Origin of the sequence: Glycomyces sp. L485 (assembly GCF_022548875.1) — a bacterium.
GTDB lineage: Bacteria > Actinomycetota > Actinomycetes > Mycobacteriales > Micromonosporaceae > Glycomyces.
This window is the reverse complement of record NZ_JAKZEW010000037.1, coordinates 12,606-28,780: the sequence shown is the minus strand read 5'-3', so window position 1 is coordinate 28,780 and position 16,175 is coordinate 12,606. Positions and strand designations below refer to the sequence as shown.

14 protein-coding genes and 1 tRNA gene are annotated in these 16,175 nt (G+C 69.3%); 7 read left to right on the top strand and 8 right to left on the bottom strand.

Annotated elements, in window-relative coordinates; translation table 11 throughout:
• Positions 1-8 precede the first annotated feature (8 nt).
• Both L0U85_RS16205 and L0U85_RS16200 read left to right on the top strand, forming a co-directional pair.
• Positions 9-833, top strand: coding sequence for a hypothetical protein (locus tag L0U85_RS16205; protein WP_241378796.1), 825 nt, complete (start codon positions 9-11; stop codon positions 831-833).
• A 58-nt stretch (positions 834-891) separates the two neighbouring features.
• Positions 892-1,983: a fumarylacetoacetate hydrolase family protein gene (locus L0U85_RS16200; protein WP_241378795.1), complete on the top strand. Its 1,092-nt coding sequence runs from the start codon at positions 892-894 to the stop codon at positions 1,981-1,983.
• Here L0U85_RS16200 and L0U85_RS16195 read toward each other — a convergent pair.
• Together L0U85_RS16195 and L0U85_RS16190 are read right to left on the bottom strand one after the other, a co-directional pair.
• The gene (locus tag L0U85_RS16195) at positions 1,980-2,462 is read right to left on the bottom strand and encodes a RidA family protein (protein WP_241378794.1); all 483 of its coding nucleotides are present in this window, start codon (positions 2,460-2,462) and stop codon (positions 1,980-1,982) included. The two genes, L0U85_RS16200 and L0U85_RS16195, sit on opposite strands and share 4 nt — an antisense overlap.
• Before the next feature lie 45 nt (positions 2,463-2,507).
• Positions 2,508-2,666, bottom strand: a complete 159-nt coding sequence (locus L0U85_RS16190; RefSeq protein WP_241378793.1) for a hypothetical protein — start codon at positions 2,664-2,666, stop codon at positions 2,508-2,510.
• A gap of 98 nt (positions 2,667-2,764) precedes the next feature.
• Here L0U85_RS16190 and L0U85_RS16185 point away from each other — a divergent pair, with 98 nt between their 5' ends.
• Genes L0U85_RS16185 through L0U85_RS16175 form a run of 3 tightly spaced genes read left to right on the top strand, consistent with a single transcriptional unit; the run spans position 2,765 to position 5,434 of the window.
• Entirely contained in the window at positions 2,765-3,283 is a 519-nt protein-coding gene (locus tag L0U85_RS16185; RefSeq protein WP_241378792.1) for a hypothetical protein, read from the top strand.
• Between the two features lie 14 nt (positions 3,284-3,297).
• The gene (locus L0U85_RS16180; RefSeq protein WP_241378791.1) at positions 3,298-4,305 is read left to right on the top strand and encodes an ArsA-related P-loop ATPase; all 1,008 of its coding nucleotides are present in this window, start codon (positions 3,298-3,300) and stop codon (positions 4,303-4,305) included.
• Positions 4,295-5,434 carry an ArsA-related P-loop ATPase gene (locus L0U85_RS16175; RefSeq protein ID WP_241378790.1) on the top strand — a complete coding sequence of 380 codons (1,140 nt, stop codon included), beginning with the start codon at positions 4,295-4,297 and terminating at the stop codon, positions 5,432-5,434. Before L0U85_RS16180 ends, L0U85_RS16175 begins: the two co-directional genes overlap by 11 nt.
• An 81-nt stretch (positions 5,435-5,515) precedes the next feature.
• Here the strand turns inward: L0U85_RS16175 and L0U85_RS16170 are convergent, their stop codons facing one another.
• On the bottom strand, positions 5,516-5,842 hold the full coding sequence (locus L0U85_RS16170; RefSeq protein WP_241378808.1) for a WhiB family transcriptional regulator: 327 nt from the start codon (positions 5,840-5,842) through the stop codon (positions 5,516-5,518).
• 309 nt (positions 5,843-6,151) lie between these two features.
• Here L0U85_RS16170 and L0U85_RS16165 point away from each other — a divergent pair, with 309 nt between their 5' ends.
• Positions 6,152-8,644: a transglycosylase domain-containing protein gene (locus L0U85_RS16165; protein WP_241378789.1), complete on the top strand. Its 2,493-nt coding sequence runs from the start codon at positions 6,152-6,154 to the stop codon at positions 8,642-8,644.
• Positions 8,645-8,722: 78 nt separating this feature from the next.
• On the opposite strand, the gene L0U85_RS16160 is transcribed toward L0U85_RS16165, so the two are convergent.
• The 4 genes from L0U85_RS16160 to L0U85_RS16145 all read right to left on the bottom strand — a co-directional run bounded on the left by L0U85_RS16160 (position 8,723) and on the right by L0U85_RS16145 (position 13,185).
• Positions 8,723-10,912 (bottom strand): acyltransferase family protein, encoded by a 2,190-nt coding sequence (locus tag L0U85_RS16160; protein WP_241378788.1) that lies wholly within the window; start codon positions 10,910-10,912, stop codon positions 8,723-8,725.
• A gap of 224 nt (positions 10,913-11,136) precedes the next feature.
• Positions 11,137-11,877, bottom strand: a complete 741-nt coding sequence (locus L0U85_RS16155; RefSeq protein ID WP_347177465.1) for an ABC transporter ATP-binding protein — start codon at positions 11,875-11,877, stop codon at positions 11,137-11,139.
• A gap of 88 nt (positions 11,878-11,965) precedes the next feature.
• Positions 11,966-12,901 (bottom strand): endonuclease/exonuclease/phosphatase family protein, encoded by a 936-nt coding sequence (locus tag L0U85_RS16150; RefSeq protein WP_241378786.1) that lies wholly within the window; start codon positions 12,899-12,901, stop codon positions 11,966-11,968.
• A gap of 194 nt (positions 12,902-13,095) precedes the next feature.
• Positions 13,096-13,185 (bottom strand) — tRNA-Ser (locus L0U85_RS16145).
• Positions 13,186-13,294: 109 nt separating this feature from the next.
• Here L0U85_RS16145 and deoD point away from each other — a divergent pair.
• Entirely contained in the window at positions 13,295-14,002 is a 708-nt protein-coding gene (gene deoD / locus L0U85_RS16140; RefSeq protein ID WP_241378785.1) for a purine-nucleoside phosphorylase, read from the top strand.
• Here deoD and L0U85_RS16135 read toward each other — a convergent pair.
• Positions 13,999-16,032, bottom strand: coding sequence for an acyltransferase family protein (locus tag L0U85_RS16135; RefSeq protein WP_241378784.1), 2,034 nt, complete (start codon positions 16,030-16,032; stop codon positions 13,999-14,001). The genes deoD and L0U85_RS16135 overlap by 4 nt on opposite strands.
• Positions 16,033-16,175: the final 143 nt, after the last annotated feature.

Here is a 16,175-nt window from a genome sequence, read left to right as displayed (position 1 = left end):
GTAGGTTCATGGACTCAGACCCCACCCGGCGCACGGTCGCCGAGCATCTCAAGCGCGCCGAGCTCATGTACGACCTCGATCGCCTCCCGGACGCCCGCGCCGAAGTCGAAGCGGCACTGCGCATCGACCCGTTCAGCCCCAACGCCAACACCATGGCCGGCGTCATCGCGCTCGCCCAGTTGGACCCCGACCAGGCCCTGGTCTACGCCGGCGCGGCCCTCTCCCAGGACCCGCAGCACCGCCGCGCCATGGTCGTCCGCGGTTACGCCCTGGCCGACGCCGAGCGCCGCGACGAGGCCCTCCAGGCCGCCGCGAGCCTGCTCGACCTCGACCGTCGCAGCTGGCTCCTCCACATCCACTACGCGCTCATCAGCCGCCGAGCCGGCGCGGCCCAACCCGCTCTGGACGCGGCGTGGAACGCCGTGAACCTCGCCCCCGAACAACCGCGGACCCACCTGGCGCTCGCCGCGGTCGCCGAAAGCCTCGACATGGGCGACCTCGCCAAGCGCTCCCGCCGCGCCGCCACCGAACTCGGGCCCGAGAGCGCCGAGCCGGACACCGGAAGGCTTCCTCCCGAGGCCAGGCGCACGGCTCCCGCCTTCGTCGACGCCTCCCCGGGCGACCCCGCCTGGCGGAACAAGATCTACGGGCCCGGGTTCTTCCGCGGTGCCCTGGGCCGGTCGGCCCTGCTCGGCCTCGCCATCGCATTCGCCCTCCCCGCGCTGCTCGGTACCGAGATCGGCGTCGGCGTGCGGGCGTTCTTCGCCGTCGCCGCCGTCGCGTGCTGGGTGGGATGGTTCACAGTTCTGCGTCGGCACCGTCGCGCCGAGTGACTTCGCGGGCCCGCCGTCGTTAAGCCTCCACAAGGTTGTCTGACGACGGAGGAACGACGTGAACTGCTGGGTGCCCGGGGCCGACGCGAGCCCGTACAACATCCACAATCTCCCCTACGGGGTCTTCTCGACCGCCGAGGAGCCCGTGCCGCGCATCGGGGTCCGCATCGCCGACCAGGTCCTCGACTTGCACAAGGCCGTGCTCTCCGGCGACTGCCAGACGTGCGCCGCCTGCACCGCGCTGCGCGACCCGGCGCTCAACCGGCTGCTCACGCTCGGCCGCGAAGCCTGGACGCAGGTGCGCAGGCAGGTCCAGGAGGCACTCACCGAGCCGAGCCTTGAAAGCGCGGCGAGCCTGTGGCTCACGCCGGTGGCGGAGGTCGAAATGCACGCGCCACTGCTGGTGACCGACTTCGTCGACTTCACCGCGCGCGTTCCCCGCGGCGGGCGCTGGCATCCGCGCGGGTCGGGCGGCCGCGCCTCCACGGTCATGCCCTCGGGGATGGATCTGGTGCGCCCCGCCGGGCACCGCCGCGGCGACCTCGGCGAGGTCGTCTTCGGGCCCACTCGGGCTCTCGACATCGAGGCGGAGGTCGGGTTCATCGTCGGCGGCGAATCCCAGTTCGGCCGGCCGGTGACCCCGGACGCGTTCGAGGACCACGTCTTCGGCGCCGTCCTGCTCAACGACTGGACCGCCCGCGACTTCGCCGAGTTCGAAAACGACGCGCTCGGCCCGTTCACGTCCAAGTCGTTCGCCACCTCGATGAGTGCCTGGGTCACCCCGATCGACGCGCTCAGCGCCGCCCGCACCGCCGCGCCCGCGCAGGACGCCGACGTCGCCTCCTACCTCAAGGAGTCCGACCGGTACGGCTTCGACCTGCGTCTGTCCATCGAGGTCAACGGCGTCTCCGTCGCCGGAGCGCGCTTCGGCGAAGCCTACTGGACCCCGGCGCAGCAGCTCGCGCAGCTCACCGCCAACGGCTCGGTCCTGCGCCCCGGCATGCTCTTCGGTTCCGGCGAGGCCGCCTCGCCGCCTTGGCGGCTCGAGAACGGCGACGTCGTCAGGATCTGCGCCACAGCCCCGGGACCACGCGGGACGACCATCGCCCTCGGCGAGGTCGCCACCCGCGTGATCCCCTCGTTCGGTTAGGCCGGGACCACTTTCGCGGTGGGGGCGAGCTGCGCGACCAGGTCGACCTCCACCGGAGCCCCCAGTGGCAGCTCGGCGACGCCGACAGCGCTGCGGGCGTGGAGGCCCGCCTCGCCGAACACCTCGCCGAACAGGTCCGAGGCGCCGTTGACGACCTTCGGCTGGCCGGTGAAGCCCGGCGCCGAGGCGACGAACCCGCCGACCTTCACGATCCGGACGACCTCGTCCAGGTCCGCGACCGAGCCGAGAGCGGCGATGGCGTTCAGCGCGCAGATCCGCGCCAGCTCACCGGCCCGCTCGACGTCGACCTCGGCGCCGACCTTCCCGGTCTCGACCAGCTCGCCGTCGACGAACGGCAGCTGCCCCGAGACGTACACGACATCGCCGGCCCTGACCGCCGGCTGGTACGCCGCCACCGGCGGCACCACGGCGGGCAAAGACAGTCCGAGGCGCTCCAGCGCCGCTAGAACATCCGCCATCTACTGCTCCTTCTCGCGCTTGAGGGCCGCTACGCGGCCTGCCGTCTACTGCGTCTTCTTGCGCTTGAAATATGCGACGAGCTGCTCCGAGTTCTGCCCCGGCAGCACCGTGACGAGCTCCCACCCGTCCTCCCCGAACGTGTCGAGGATCTGCTTGGTGTTGTGGATCAGCAGCGGTGCGGTGAAGTACTCCCATTTCTCCATGCGCCCACAGTACGGCGTCTTGCTTAGCCCGGCCCGCACCGCTACGCTCAGAGTGCGTCGCCTCCCCAACAGTGAACTGCACAGCACAGGGAGTACCCGTGTCGCCAGACACCACCGCGAAGCGTCCCGACAGCGTCACCGCCAAGCCGAGCGCCGAGAGCGCCGCCGGCCCGTACACCGCAGACGGGCCGCAGCGGCCGGGCCGGATGTGGACCTATCTGACGTACGGCGCGGCGACCGCGTTCGTCGGCGCGATCGCCCTCGCGGCGACGAGCCTGTTCGCCAACGTCGCCGAGGTCTCCGACACGCCCGAACGCTCCGTCGAGGCGTTCCTCGGCGCGCTGCTCGACGACCATGACCCTGACGCGGCGCGAGGCTGGCTGTGCGAGGAGAAGGCCGACCGGGACCTCGCCGGGGCCGCCGACAGGCTCGCCGAGGCGAACGACGGGACGGGACTGGACTGGTCGAACGTCACCGAGACGGGCCGTTCCGTCGGCGGCGCCACCGTCACCGCCGAACTCGCCACCGGCCGCAGCGAGGCCACCACCTGGACTTTCACGCTCGTCGCCGAGGACTCCGACCCGCAGTGGCTGGTGTGCGACATGGCCCGGGGGTGACTACACTCCGGTTCATGAGTGCCACCGCTCCTCCCCTGCCGCGACTGCACATCGTCACCGGGAAGGGCGGTACCGGCAAGACCACGGTGGCCGCCGCGCTCGCGCTGGCGCTCGCCGGCCCCGGCAGGCGGGTCCTGCTGGTGGAGGTCGAAGGGCGCCAAGGCATCGCACCGCTGTTCGACGCTCCTCCGCTGCCGTACGCCGAGCGGCACCTGGCCGCTGGTCTCGACGGAGGCGAGGTGTTCGGGCAGGCCGTCGACGCCGACGAGGCGCTGCTGGACTATCTGACGATGTTCTACAAGCTCGGCACGGCCGGGCGGGCGCTGCGCAAGTTCGGGGCGATCGACTTCGCCACGACCATCGCGCCGGGGCTGCGCGACATCCTCCTGACCGGGAAGCTCAAGGAGGCCGTCTCCAGGACCGAGGCGGGCCGGATGGCCTACGACGCGGTGGTCTTGGACGCGCCGCCGACCGGCCGGATCGTCAAGTTCCTCAACGTCACCGTCGAATCGGGGCGCCTGGCGAAGACCGGCCCGATCGGCAAGCACTCCAGGTCGGTCGCGCGGATGCTGCACTCCTCGCTCACCGCGGTCCACCTGGTGACGACTCCGGCGGCGATGCCGGTGCAGGAGACGCTCGACGCCCATCGCGAGCTCGCCGCCGCCGACCTTCCGGTCGGCCGCATAGTCCTCAACGAGGTGGTGGGCGCCAAGCCGGTGGACGTCACCGAGGAGCAGCTGCGCGAGGGCCTCGCCAAGACCGGCCTGCCGGCCGACGAGCGGACCGTTGCGGCGCTGCTGGACGAGTACGCGTCGAGCCGGATCGAGATCGAAGCGGTCGACGCCTACCGGGACCGACTGGAGCGGCTCGGCCGCCCCGTGGCCGAACTGGCGCTGCTGCCCGAAGGGGTCGACCTGTCGGGCCTCTACCAGCTGGCCGAGACGCTCAGGGAGCTCGGTGAGCCTGCCCGGCCGGCCCCGAGAGCGGCCGACGACGTCGAAGGAGGCCCCGGTGGCGACTGAACTCGACCTGGACGCCCTGCTGCGCGACAAGGACAAGCACGTCATCGCCTGCTGCGGTTCCGGCGGCGTCGGCAAGACCACCACGGCCGCGGCGCTCGCGCTGCGCGCCGCCGAGGTCCACGGCCGCCGCACCGTGGTGCTCACCATCGACCCGGCCCACAGGCTCGCGCAGTCGCTCGGCATGGAGGCCCTCGACAACACCCCGCGGCCCGTGCGGGGCCTCGAGTCGGGCTCGCTCGACGCGATGATGCTCGACATGAAACGCACGTTCGACGACGTCGTCGCCTTGCACACCACTCCCGACCGGGCCGCCGAGATCTTCGCGAACCCGTTCTACCAGGCGGTGTCCTCGACGTTCTCGGGCACGCAGGAGTACATGGCGATGGAGAAGCTCGGCCAGCTGCGCGAGACGGGCGAGTGGGACCTCATCGTGCTCGACACGCCGCCGTCACGCTCGGCTCTGGACTTCCTCGACGCCCCCGCCCGCCTCGCCCGGCTTCTCGACGGCCGCGTCATCCGGCTCCTGTCCGCCTCCACGCCCGGGTCGCGGCGGTCGATGCTGTCGCTGATGGGCGCCAGCGCGGCGGTGTTCACCCGCGTGTTCAACAAGATCCTCGGCGGCCACCTGCTGACCGACGTCGCAGAGTTCACCGCGAGCCTGGAGGACACGTTCGGCGGATTCCGCAAGCGGGCGGAGGCGACCTTCCGGGCCCTGCAGGACGATCAGACGTCGTTCCTGGTGGTGGCGACGCCGGAGCCTGCGGCGGTGGGTGAGGCTGTGTACTTCTCGCGGCGGCTGACCGAGGAGCGGATGCCGCTGGACGGGATCATCCTCAACCGGCTCACGCCGGTGAGGGCGTCGCTGTCGGCCGAGCGGGCGCTCGGCGCGGCGGCGATCCTCGAAGAGGACGAGCCGGAGAGCCCGGTGGCGGCGGCGCTGCGGACGCACGCGGATCTGGCGCGGCGGTGGTCGACCGAGCAGCGGGTGGCGGCGCGCTACGAGGCGGCGTGCCCGGACATTCCGCAGGTGTGGTTGTCGACGCTGGGTCCGGAGGTGGTGGATCTGGGAGGGTTGCGCGGGTTCGGCGCCGCGGCGGCCGAGCGGCCGGCACGATCGCATGTGGAGTGATGGTTCGGAATTGACAACGCGCCCGGACGGTTTCCCGTCTCGGGCGCGGTCGGTCGTTCGCCGCCTGCTGCGGCCGGTCGATCAGTAGTTGAGGTTCACCGGAATGCGGCGTCTGCTGGCCTTGCGGGCGCTGCGCTGCTCCTCGTCCAGCGCCACTTCGAATACCGACCTCCAGGATCGGACGTCTGCGTGTTTGCGCAATAGCGCGCGTCGTTCGCGTTCGGTCATGCCACCCCACACCCCGAACTCGATGCGATTGTCGAGTGCGTCCGCGAGACATTCGAGCCGGACTGGACAGCCTCGGCAGACCTTCTTCGCATTGTTCTGCTCGGCCCCCTGCACGAACAGCGCGTCTGGATCGCCCTCTTGGCAGAGCGCCTTGGTCGTCCAGTCGATCAGCAGTCCCATCTGCATGACCTCCCCCTGAGATTTTCCCTTCATACCCCCCGACGACTCCGTACAAGTAATCTTGCGATCACTCAACGTCGCCGTCAAGAACGGACCCTACACCTCTTGTAAGTGTTTGACTACTCTCCGAGATGAAAATCGGACTTTGTGGGATGGCTTCACCCCTGTGGATAGGATTGCGACGACGCCTCGCGATAATAACGATTGAGAGACGAGGGCATCTCGTCTCATTCAGCGCGGCGTATCAAAGCCGGGCACCCTTGAACAAAGCGCCCCTTGCTATCGCAACGCTCGTTCTAATCTGAGGCGGTGGAGACGTTGAAACGCTATCGGAGTCCCCTGGGGGACGCCCTGGCCCTGCTCATCTGCGGAGTGCTCGCGGGAGTCCTCGCCGCGGCGGCGGCCTTCCCCCTCTTCGCGACCGGGGGCATCGTGGCCGGCAACAGCATCGAGTCCTTCGAGTCGCTGCCCACCGAGCTCACCAAGCCGACCCTGCCGCAGACCAGCTACGTCTACGCGTCCGACGGTGAAACCCTCATCACCTCCTTCTACGAGGAGAACCGCCGCGAGGTCTCCCTCGACGACGTCAGCCCCGTCATGATCAACGCCCTCCTCGCCGCGGAGGACTCCAAGTTCTACGAGCACCCCGGTGTCGACTGGGCCGGGATCGTGCGTGCCGCCGTGGCGAACCAGGGGGGCGGCCAGCAAGGCGCCTCGACCCTCACTATGCAGTTCGTACGCAATACCCTCATCTACTCAGCTTCAACCATCGACGAAGTCATCGAAGCGTCCGAGGACACGTACGAGCGCAAGCTCCGTGAAGCCAGGTACGCCATGGCCATCGAGGAGACGATGTCCAAAGAGGAGATCCTCCAGGGCTACCTCAACGTGATCTATCTCGGCAACCAGGCCTACGGCGTCCAAGCCGGGGCCTACTCCTACTTCAACAAGCCCCCCGGCGAACTCGAACTCCACGAGGCCGCGACGCTCGCCTCGCTGCCGAAGTTCCCTTCCTATGCCGACGGACTGCTCGACGGCGAAGGCGACGACACCCAGATCATCGACCGCCGCAACTGGGTCCTCGACCGCATGGCCACGCTCGAATACATCTCCGAAACCGAAGCGGCCGAAGCGAAAGAGCAGCCGCTCGACCTCAATCCGCGCGAAGTCCGGAGCGAATGCGTCGACGTCGCCACCGCGGACTGGGGTTTCTTCTGCGACTTCTTCAAGAGCTGGTGGGGCGACCAGGAGGTCTTCGGCGAGACCGAACGCGACCGCATCAGCCTGCTCAAACGCGGCGGTTACAGGATCGTCACGAGCCTTGATCCGAAGCTGCAGGAGTCTGCGATGGACTCCATCCACGACGAGATCGACGACGACGACGTCAGGGCGCTCGGCTCGGTCACGGTCACGCCCGGCACCGGGCATGTGCGCTCGATGGCCGTCAATCGCGTCTACAGTCTCGACCAGATCGACAACGGGCCCAGATCCGACGGCAAGGACATCCCGTCGAACTATCCGAACACGACGATCCCGCTCTTGAGCGGCAACAACGAGTCGGCGGGCTTCCCGGCCGGCTCGACGTTCAAGATGTTCACCATGCTCGCGGCCCTCGAGGAGGGATGGCCGTTGAGCATGAAGGTGCCCTCGCCGAAGCAGTACACCTCGCAGTACGCCGTCGGTGCGGCGGCCGACGAGGAGGTCAGATGCAACCGGCAGGTCGACCAGTACAACAACGAGTTCTGGAACTGGTGCCCCACCACGGAGAACTACTCGGCCGGTCCGCCGCTCGACTTCTGGGGGATGTTCGGCAAGTCCTCCAACACCGGTTTCGTCCAGCTTCAAGAGATGGTCGGGACCTCCAAGGCCGTCGAGATGGCCGAGCGTCTCGGCGTCACCTTCTACGGAGAGTCCGGCGTGCAGCAGGCGCGCGAAGGCAAGGACGAGAAAGAGGCCGACGAGTCCCTCGACTCGAACTACGGCGTGTTCACCCTCGGCATGGGCGACTCCACCACCCCGATCGACATGGCCGAGGCCTACGCGGCCGTCGCCGCCGAGGGCATGCACTGCGAGCCGCTGCCGGTGCTGTCGGTGACCGGAGCCGACGGCGAGGAGTGGGTCGAGGCCTCCGAGACCGACTGCGAGCAGGTCGTCGACAAGGACGTGGCGCGCGCGGCGATCAGCGCGGCCCGCTGCCCGGTCAACGACTCAGACTCCAAGAGCCGGTGCGTCGGCGGCACTGCCGGCGAGGCGCGCGGCTTCGACCGGCCCATCATGGGCAAGACCGGGACCGCCGACTCGGACCGCGCCTACTGGTTCATGGCCTCCACGCCGAACGCCACCACCGCCACGTTCGTCGGCGACCCCGACAGCTCCTCCCACAAGGACCTCGCGGCCGACTTCCACGATGAGGTCCGCGGCACCGGCGTGGACATCCTCAGGGCCGCGGTCAAGGGCCTCGACGAGAAGGACTGGCCGGCGCCGTCGGACAAGATGGTCAACGGCAAGAACCTCGTCTCGATTCCCGGGATCGGCTGCGAGAGCGTCGACTCGGCCAAGTCCAGAGTGGCCTCGGCGGGCTTCGACGTCTCGGTCTCCCCGGGCAGGTTCGACTCCGAATGCAAGCGGGGCGAGGCGTTCTCCACGTCGGTGACCGGCTCGGCCCCGAAGGGCAGCCCGATCTACATCCTCGTCTCCAACGGCTCCGGTTACGAGGAGGACGGGGGCGACGAGGGCGACGGCGACGAGACGCCCGGCCCGGGAGACGGCCCGGACTTCCCGGGCGGACCCGGCAACGACTGAGACGACGGCGAAGGCGGCGGGGCCGGTTCGAAAGAACCGGCCCCGCCGCCTTCGTCCGGTCCCGCGCCCGGAGTGCGCCTACAGGGCGGGCAGTTCGTCGAGCATGACGTTCGAAAGCCACTTGGCGTACGGCGTGGTGATGTGGTTGGTGTCCCTGAGCACCAGCATGTCCCCAACGATCGGCGGGCAGACCCCGTCGACGCACAGCCACTGGACGGTGTCGATCACTGTGACGCCCTCGGCCTTCTGCACCTCGATCCCCGCCTCTCGAAGGTCGGTGTTCTCGACTGCCTCTTCCTGGTCCAGGGCGCACACCTGCACCTCGTCCTGGTGGATCGCGACGCAGTCCGAGACAGGGGCGCCGTCAGATCGGGGCGTGTCGGTCAGCGCCACCACCTCCCCGGCCGATTCGCCGGCCCGGTCGATCAGGTCCGTCCAGCCCTTCTTCCACTCGCGAACGCGCCCTTCGGTGAGCGTGACGTCGTCGGTGGTGGCCAGGACGACCAGATCGGGCGACTCCCGATCAATCTCGTCGAGGACCGCTTGGCGCCACTGCTCGCATTCGGTGTACTCGCGGCCGAGCTGGTCGCTCATCACCGACGTGAAGACAGGGGTGCAGTCGCTCTTGGTGCGGGAGAGCAGCCGCCACCCCTGCTCCTGGCCGATCGCCTCGAACGTCGGGAACCAGTGGGCGGCATGGGAGTCGCCGAAGAGCACCACCGTCGTCTCGGCGTCGGGATCCCCGAAGACGCAGTCGTCGGGGATCCCGACCTGCTCGTATTCGAGGTGGCAGCCGTTGCCGTAGAGGCTCGGCACATCGTGGACCGCGCCGGTGAGCGCGGGCAGGAGAGCGCTGGGCATCGTCGACAGGACCGCGGCCTCGCGCAGGCGCTGCTGAACCTCGTCGAAGCCCTCGGCCGCCTCGACGGCCGACAGGTCGACAGGGTCGGGGCGGTCGGGGACTCTGGCGAAGCCGATGCCGAGGATCAGGGCCAGCCCGACGATGGAGCATGCGACGCCGGTGGCGAGGCCGCGGAAATCGCTGACCTTCAAGAAGCGCGCGTTGCGGACCGGGGTCTCGATGTACTCATAGGAGAACTGCGCCACCGCGAACGCGCCGACCAGCAGCGCGATATTGAGCGCCAGGCTGGAATCGACGCCGATGGCGAGCGGGCCGAGCACCAGGATCGGCCAGTGCCACAGGTAGAGGCTGAATGAGATCTTGCCGACGTATTGGAACGGCGCGGTGGACAGCAGCGACGAGACCGGGTTCGTTCCCTGCGCGGTTCCGGCGACGATGAGCATCATGGTGCCGGTGACCGGCACGACCGCGGCGTATCCGGGAAAGGCGGTGCCCTCGTCGAACAGGAACGCCGAACCGGCTACGGCGGCGAGGCCGGCGAAGCCGAGCGCGACGCCGACCGCGCGCGGAGTCCGCTTCCAGGTCTGGAGAGTCAGCGCGAGCAGCGCCCCGGCGGCCAGTTCCCAGGCCCGAGTGTGGGTGGCGTAGTAGGCGGTCGGCTGCGACGCCTGCGTGACCAGGACCGAGGCGGCCAGCGAGACGACGATGATCGCGACGCAGAAGACGACACCGGCGGTCAGGGCCTTGCGGGGGACGCGCCGGACCACCAGCAGCAGGCACAGCAGCAGGAGCGGCCAGACCATGTAGAACTGCTCCTCGACCGCGAGGGACCAGTACTGCTGGAACGGCGACGGCATCGCGTCGGCGTTGAGGTACTCGGTGCTGGAGATGACGAAGAGGTAGTTGACCATGTAGACGACCACGGCGAACGCGTCGCGCAAGGCCTCTTCGAGCCGGGTGACGGGGAACCAGGCGACCACCGCGACGACGGTGACGAGGGTGACGGCGGTCGAGGCCGGGAGGATTCGGCGGGCGCGTCGGGCGTAGAAGCCGGCGATGGAGATCGTGCCGGTGTCGAAGACCTCCTTGATCAGCAGCGAGGTGATCAGGAACCCGGAGAGGACGAAGAACGCGTCGACCCCGACGTATCCGCCGGCTGCGAACGCGAAGCCCGCATGGGACAGCAGCACGAGCATCACGGCGATCGCGCGCATGCCCTGGATGTCGGGGCGGAAGCCGGTGCCCTCCCAGCGGTCCGGCGGCGCTCCCGGGGCGGGCCTGACCCCGGGCTCGGTCCGCTGAGAGTACGGACCCCGGGCGGCCACGGGCAGCTGCAGCGTGTCGTCGTCGAACGCCGCTCTCGGCCCGTTCCAGGTCCGGGGCGTCGGCGATTGCGCGGAATTCATTGGGACGAGGCTCTCCGTCTCTGAGGGCGTGGCGCGCACGGGCGGCGACCCGAACCGGATCGAACCGGAGGGCGCGCCGTGGACACGTCGACGACTGTTGCGCCGCAAGGCAGACAATCGCCATAAGCCTACTTATAATCACCCGAATTGGTGCACCGCAATCGAACCGCGTGGCGCGGGTCATCGCCGCGTCAGTGTCGAAGCCCCGGCGCCGTGCGAGCGGATCAGGCCTTGTCGAGGTGCTCGGCGACGTTGTTTCCTTCGGACAGCTCGCCGTCGCGGATCGTCACCGCCCGCTGGGCCCGCTCGGCCACTTCGTGGTCGTGGGTGATCATGAGGATCGTCAGGCCCTCGGCATGCAGACCGTCGAGGGTGGACAGGACGGTCTCGGTGGTCTTCGAGTCCAGGTTGCCGGTGGGCTCATCGCACAGCAGCAGGCTCGGCTCGGCAGCCAGGGCGCGGGCGATCGCGACGCGCTGGCGCTCGCCGCCGGACAGGGTCGTGGGCAGGGCGTCGAGACGGTGGCCGAGGCCGACGGACTCGAGCTTCTCGTGGGCGATCTGCTTGCGCTCGCGCCGCGGGACGCCCTGGTAGACCAGGGAGATGGCGACGTTCTCGGTGGCGGTGCGGTGGGCCATGAGGTGGAACGACTGGAAGATGAACCCGATCTTGTCGGCGCGGAGCTTGGTGCGCTTGGACTCCTTCATGGTGGAGGTGTCCAGGCCGTCGAGGTAGTAGGTGCCGGCGGTGGGGGTGTCGAGCAGGCCCAGCAGGTTGAGCATGGTCGACTTGCCCGAGCCGGAGGGGCCGACGATGGCGACGTATTCGCCGGCGTCGACGCGCAGTCGGACGGGCTTGAGGGCATCGACCGGGGGCGGGCCGGGGTAGGTCATGCCGACACCGTCGAGCTCGATCAGCGCATCGCGCACGGTCTCGCCGGCGTCTTCGACGCGCGGGAGGAGCATCGTGTCGCCGACGGCGGGCAGGAGCAGAGTGGAGTCTTCTTGCTTCACGTCTTCAAGACGCGTCCGTCCGACCCGGTGGTTGCACGGCTCAGAGGTCGAAGTCGGCCTGCACGGGTAGATGGTCCGAGGCGGTGGCGTCGAGGACTTCGGAGTCGGTGGCGTCGAGGCCGCGGTAGAGGATCTGGTCGATGCGGGCGAGCGGGTGGTCGGCCGGCCAGGTGAAGCCGAAGCCCTCACCGGCCGTGGCCTGGGCCGATCGGAGCTGGTAGGTGATGGGCGCGAGGGAACGGTCCTGGACGGTCCCGTTGAGGTCGCCGAGGAGGACGACGCGGTCGATTTCCTCGTCGGCGATGGCCTCCCCGAGGAGATTCGCGGTCTGGTTGCGCTGGTCGGAGGTGAAGCCTTCGGAGCTGACGCGGACCGACAGCAGGTGGGCGACGTAGAAGGCCACCGGTTCGCCGTCGACGTCGATCTGGGCGCGGAGGGCACGGGTCCAGCCGAGCTGGAGGTCGATCTCCTCGGATTCGGTGATGGGGTGGGTCGACCAGATGGCGACGGTGCCGTAGGCGGCCGAATGCTCGTAGCGATCCGACAGGAGCTCGTCGTAGGCTGCGAGCTGCTCGTCGGTGACCTCCACGAGAGCGATGACGTCGGACTCGGCTGCCAGAAGCGACTCGGCGGTCGCGGCGGTTTCGCTGTTGTCGGCGTTGACGTTGTGGGCCAGGACGCGGAAGGTGCCGGGTCCGTCGGACTTGTCGGAGAAGATACCTCCGAAGAGCTTGAGCCAGACGAGCGCCGGGAGCAGCGCGATGACGATTGCGAGCGGTTTGCGGCGGATCGCGGCCAGGATGACCAGCGGCGGGATGAGCAGGCCGAACCACGGCAGGAACGTCTCGATGAGGCTGCCGAGGTTGTACCAGCGGTTGGGGATGAACCGGTGGGCGAGCAGCATGGCCGCCAAGAGCAGTGAGCAGGCGATGAGGATCCCGCTGAAGATCCTTGCAACCGTGGAGGTTCGCCTCACTCCAGTCCCCCCTTTGTCGACACCGCATGACCAGAACAGCCTAGACGGGCTGTGCCCGTATGCGGCGGCGACGGGCCGCGACGACGGGAAAGATGAAGGGGCCTCTGCCGGGCTGGCGGTGGGAGACCCACGATTGAGACTCGAGACGAGAACGGCGGGCCTCCCGATTCGGAAGGCCCGCCGTTCTTGCTGGCTGGCGGTGGCGGTGGGATTTGAACCCACGAAACGCGTGAACGTTTACTCGCTTTCGAGGCGAGCTCCTTCGGCCGCTCGGACACGCCACCGCCGAAAAGGCTACCGGATCGATGCGGCGGAGCGGCAAGCGGGTATCGCGGGATCTGACTCACACGTACTCTCGGGGAATTCATGGGATGTTTATGGCATGCTGGCGCCATGACAGCGCACATCTCCGCCAAGCCCGGCGACATCGCCGACAGCGTCCTTTTGCCCGGCGACCCGCTCCGCGCGAAGTGGATCGCCGAGAACTTCCTGACCGACGCGGTGTGCTACTCCGAGGTCAGGAGCATGTTCGGCTTCACCGGCACATACAAGGGCCGGCGCGTCTCGGTCCAGGGCACCGGCATGGGCCAGCCGTCGGCGTCGATCTACGTCCACGAGCTGCTCGACGTGTACGGCGTCGAGACCCTCGTGCGGGTGGGCTCGGCCGGGGCCGTCCACGCCGACATCGAGCTGCGCGACGTCGTGGCCGCGATCGGGGCGTCGACGAACTCGAGCATGAACCGGATCCGCTTCTCCGGCGTGGTCGACTACGCTCCGGTCGCCGACTTCGGTCTGCTGCGCGCCGCGGTCGACGCCGCCGAGGCGCGGGGCATCGACCTCAGGGTGGGGCAGCTCTACAGCTCGGACACGTTCTACACCGACGCGCCCGAGGTCGAGGCGCTCCTGGCCGATTACGGGATCCTGGCGATCGAGATGGAGGCCGCGGCGATCTACACGCTCGCCGCGAAGTTCAAGGCCAGGGCCCTGGCGGTGTGCACGATCTCCGACCATATCCTCAAGGGCACGGAGCTGCCCGCCGACCAGCGCCAGGAGTCGTTCTCGGAGATGGTCGAGATCGCCCTCGACGCCGTCGTCGCCTAGCCGTTCAGCGCGGCGAGGAGCTCTACCTCCAAATAGGGGGCGAGGGTCGCCGCGTACGTGTTCGTCAGGTGGGCGTCGTCGCGGTAGACGAGGACGTTGCCGACCACCGGCGGGCAGTCGACCGCGGTGCAGATGTAGTCGATGAGGTCGGCCTTGTGGACACCGTCGGGGACGTCGAGCCGGTCGAAGGCGTCCGGGTCCGGGTAGTAGGAGTCGCGGTCGACCGCGCATGAGGCCGGGCCGTCGAGGTCGACGCAGGTGGGGATGTCGAAGCGGGGGCTGGGGGTGTCGCGGACGGCGACGATCGCCGCGCCGCTCTCGCGCAGCTGCGCGTATCGCTCGGTGTACGCCGGGAACGATTCGACCGCGTCGTAGCCGACGCGCGAGCCGTACGTGAAGACCAGGTCCGGCTCGATCTCGACGATCGCGTCGACGGCGTCGTCGTTCCACTCGGCGCAGGAGCGGTAGCGTCCCTGGTCCATGTTCGGCTGCTCGGTGGCGATGATGCAGGCGTTCTTGATGAACGTGACCACGTGCCAGCCCTGGCGCTCGGCGGCGGCCTCGACGGCCGGCAGCCACTGCCAGATCTTCGAGCCGCCGTACATCACGACCGTCGCCGCGGCGGTGCCCTCGTCGGCGCCGAAGTCGCAGCGGACGAGCTCGTAGCCCTCCATGGACTGGTTGCACTCGTCTGAGAGCCCCGGGTCGCGGTCGTCGGCGGCGTCCAGCGTGGAGGGGATGAAGTCGGCCGCCTCCACCGCGGGGCCCTCGGCGAGAGCGGCGGCGCCCGGGTACAGGCTCGCGTCGGCGCCTGCGGGGTCGAGCCGGTCGCGTTCGTAGGCGATGTAGCCGGCGAGGGCGCCGGTGGCGGCGAGGACGAGCGCGAGGCTCGCCGCGCCGAGCACGGCCGCGCCGCGGGCGGTCTTCTGGCCCCAGCCGGTCGCGGGCAGGCGCAGTTCCACGAGCCAGCGCGTGGCGACGGCGAGCGCGGTGGCGGCGGCGATGACGCCGAGGCCGCCGGCGAGGGTGGCGGTGTCGCGGCCGGTGGCGGTCAGGTAGCAGACCAGGACCGGCCAGTGCCACAGGTAGAGGGTGTACGACAGTCTGCCGAGGCCTTGGAGCGGGCGGGAGTTCAGCAGGCCTCCGGCTCCGGCGCCGGGCTGCGCGGTGGCGACGGCGATGACGGCGGCCGCGGCGGCGACGGGCCAGAGCCCGGCGGGGCCGGGGAAGTAGGTGCTGTCGAGGAGCATCCCGCAGGCGAGGAGCGCGGCGACGGCGCTCCAGCTGAGGATCGCGCCGGCGCGGCGCCCGAGCCTGAGGTACGGGAGGGCCAGGACGAGGAGGCCGCCGAGGGCGAACTGCCACAGGCGTGCGCGGGTGTCGAAGTAGGCGTAGGCCTGGTCGTCGGCGGTCTCCCACATCGCGAAGGCGAACGAGGAGGCGAAGACGGCGATCAGGGCCGGCGCGAGCGCGGCCCGCACGCTCCGACCGGTCCTGGCCCCGATCCAGGCGCAGGCGGCGATGAGCAGCGGCCACAGCAGGTAGAACTGGGCTTGGATGCCGAGCGACCAGTAGTGCTGGACGATGCTGGCGCCGTTGTTCGAGGAGAGGTAGTCGACGGCGTTCTCGGCCAGGCGCCAGTTGCCGACGTAGAGCGCGGAGGCGAGGATGTCGCCGAGCTGCTGGTTCCAGGTGGCGCGTGGCAGCCAGATCGCGGTCATCGCGACCGTTGCGGCGGCGACGACCAGGGCGGGCGGGAAGATGCGGCGGACGATGCGGGCGGCGTAGCGGACGGGGCCGATGCCCTTGCCGGATTCGACGGCGCGGACGAGGCTGGCGGTGATGAAGAATCCCGAGAGCAGCAAGAACACGTCGACGCCGCCCGAGACGCGGTTGAACCAGACGTGGTAGACGGCGATGACGACGATGGCGAGGCCGCGCAGCCCTTCGATCTCGGGAAGGAACTGCTTGGCGGGCCGAGGGGCGCGCGTCGCCGGCGGAGCGGCGGTCTCGCTGGTGTCGGTGCTCATGGGTCTCCGGAAGGCGGTGCCGATCGCGGCTCGCAGGCTTCGCCGCGCGGGGGACGGTCCTTCGAGGGTATGCGTGTCCCGAAGTCGTTGACAGCGGGTGGTTCTCGCGACACAATGAAATCACCTTAACGATCGTTAAGGTC

Excerpts from the sequence above, each read along its gene's own strand:
- L0U85_RS16160 (WP_241378788.1), bottom strand. The coding sequence starts at position 10,912 with ATGAATTCCGCGCAATCGCCGACGCCCCGGACCTGGAACGGGCCGAGA.
- L0U85_RS16195 (WP_241378794.1), bottom strand. The coding sequence starts at position 2,462 with ATGGCGGATGTTCTAGCGGCGCTGGAGCGCCTCGGACTGTCTTTGCCC.
- L0U85_RS16135 (WP_241378784.1), bottom strand. The coding sequence starts at position 16,032 with ATGAGCACCGACACCAGCGAGACCGCCGCTCCGCCGGCGACGCGCGCC.
- L0U85_RS16190 (WP_241378793.1), bottom strand. The coding sequence starts at position 2,666 with ATGGAGAAATGGGAGTACTTCACCGCACCGCTGCTGATCCACAACACC.
- deoD (WP_241378785.1), top strand. The coding sequence starts at position 13,295 with ATGACAGCGCACATCTCCGCCAAGCCCGGCGACATCGCCGACAGCGTC.
- L0U85_RS16170 (WP_241378808.1), bottom strand. The coding sequence starts at position 5,842 with ATGGGACTGCTGATCGACTGGACGACCAAGGCGCTCTGCCAAGAGGGC.
- L0U85_RS16155 (WP_347177465.1), bottom strand. The coding sequence starts at position 11,877 with ATGCTCCTCCCGCGCGTCGAAGACGCCGGCGAGACCGTGCGCGATGCG.
- L0U85_RS16180 (WP_241378791.1), top strand. The coding sequence starts at position 3,298 with ATGAGTGCCACCGCTCCTCCCCTGCCGCGACTGCACATCGTCACCGGG.
- L0U85_RS16205 (WP_241378796.1), top strand. The coding sequence starts at position 9 with ATGGACTCAGACCCCACCCGGCGCACGGTCGCCGAGCATCTCAAGCGC.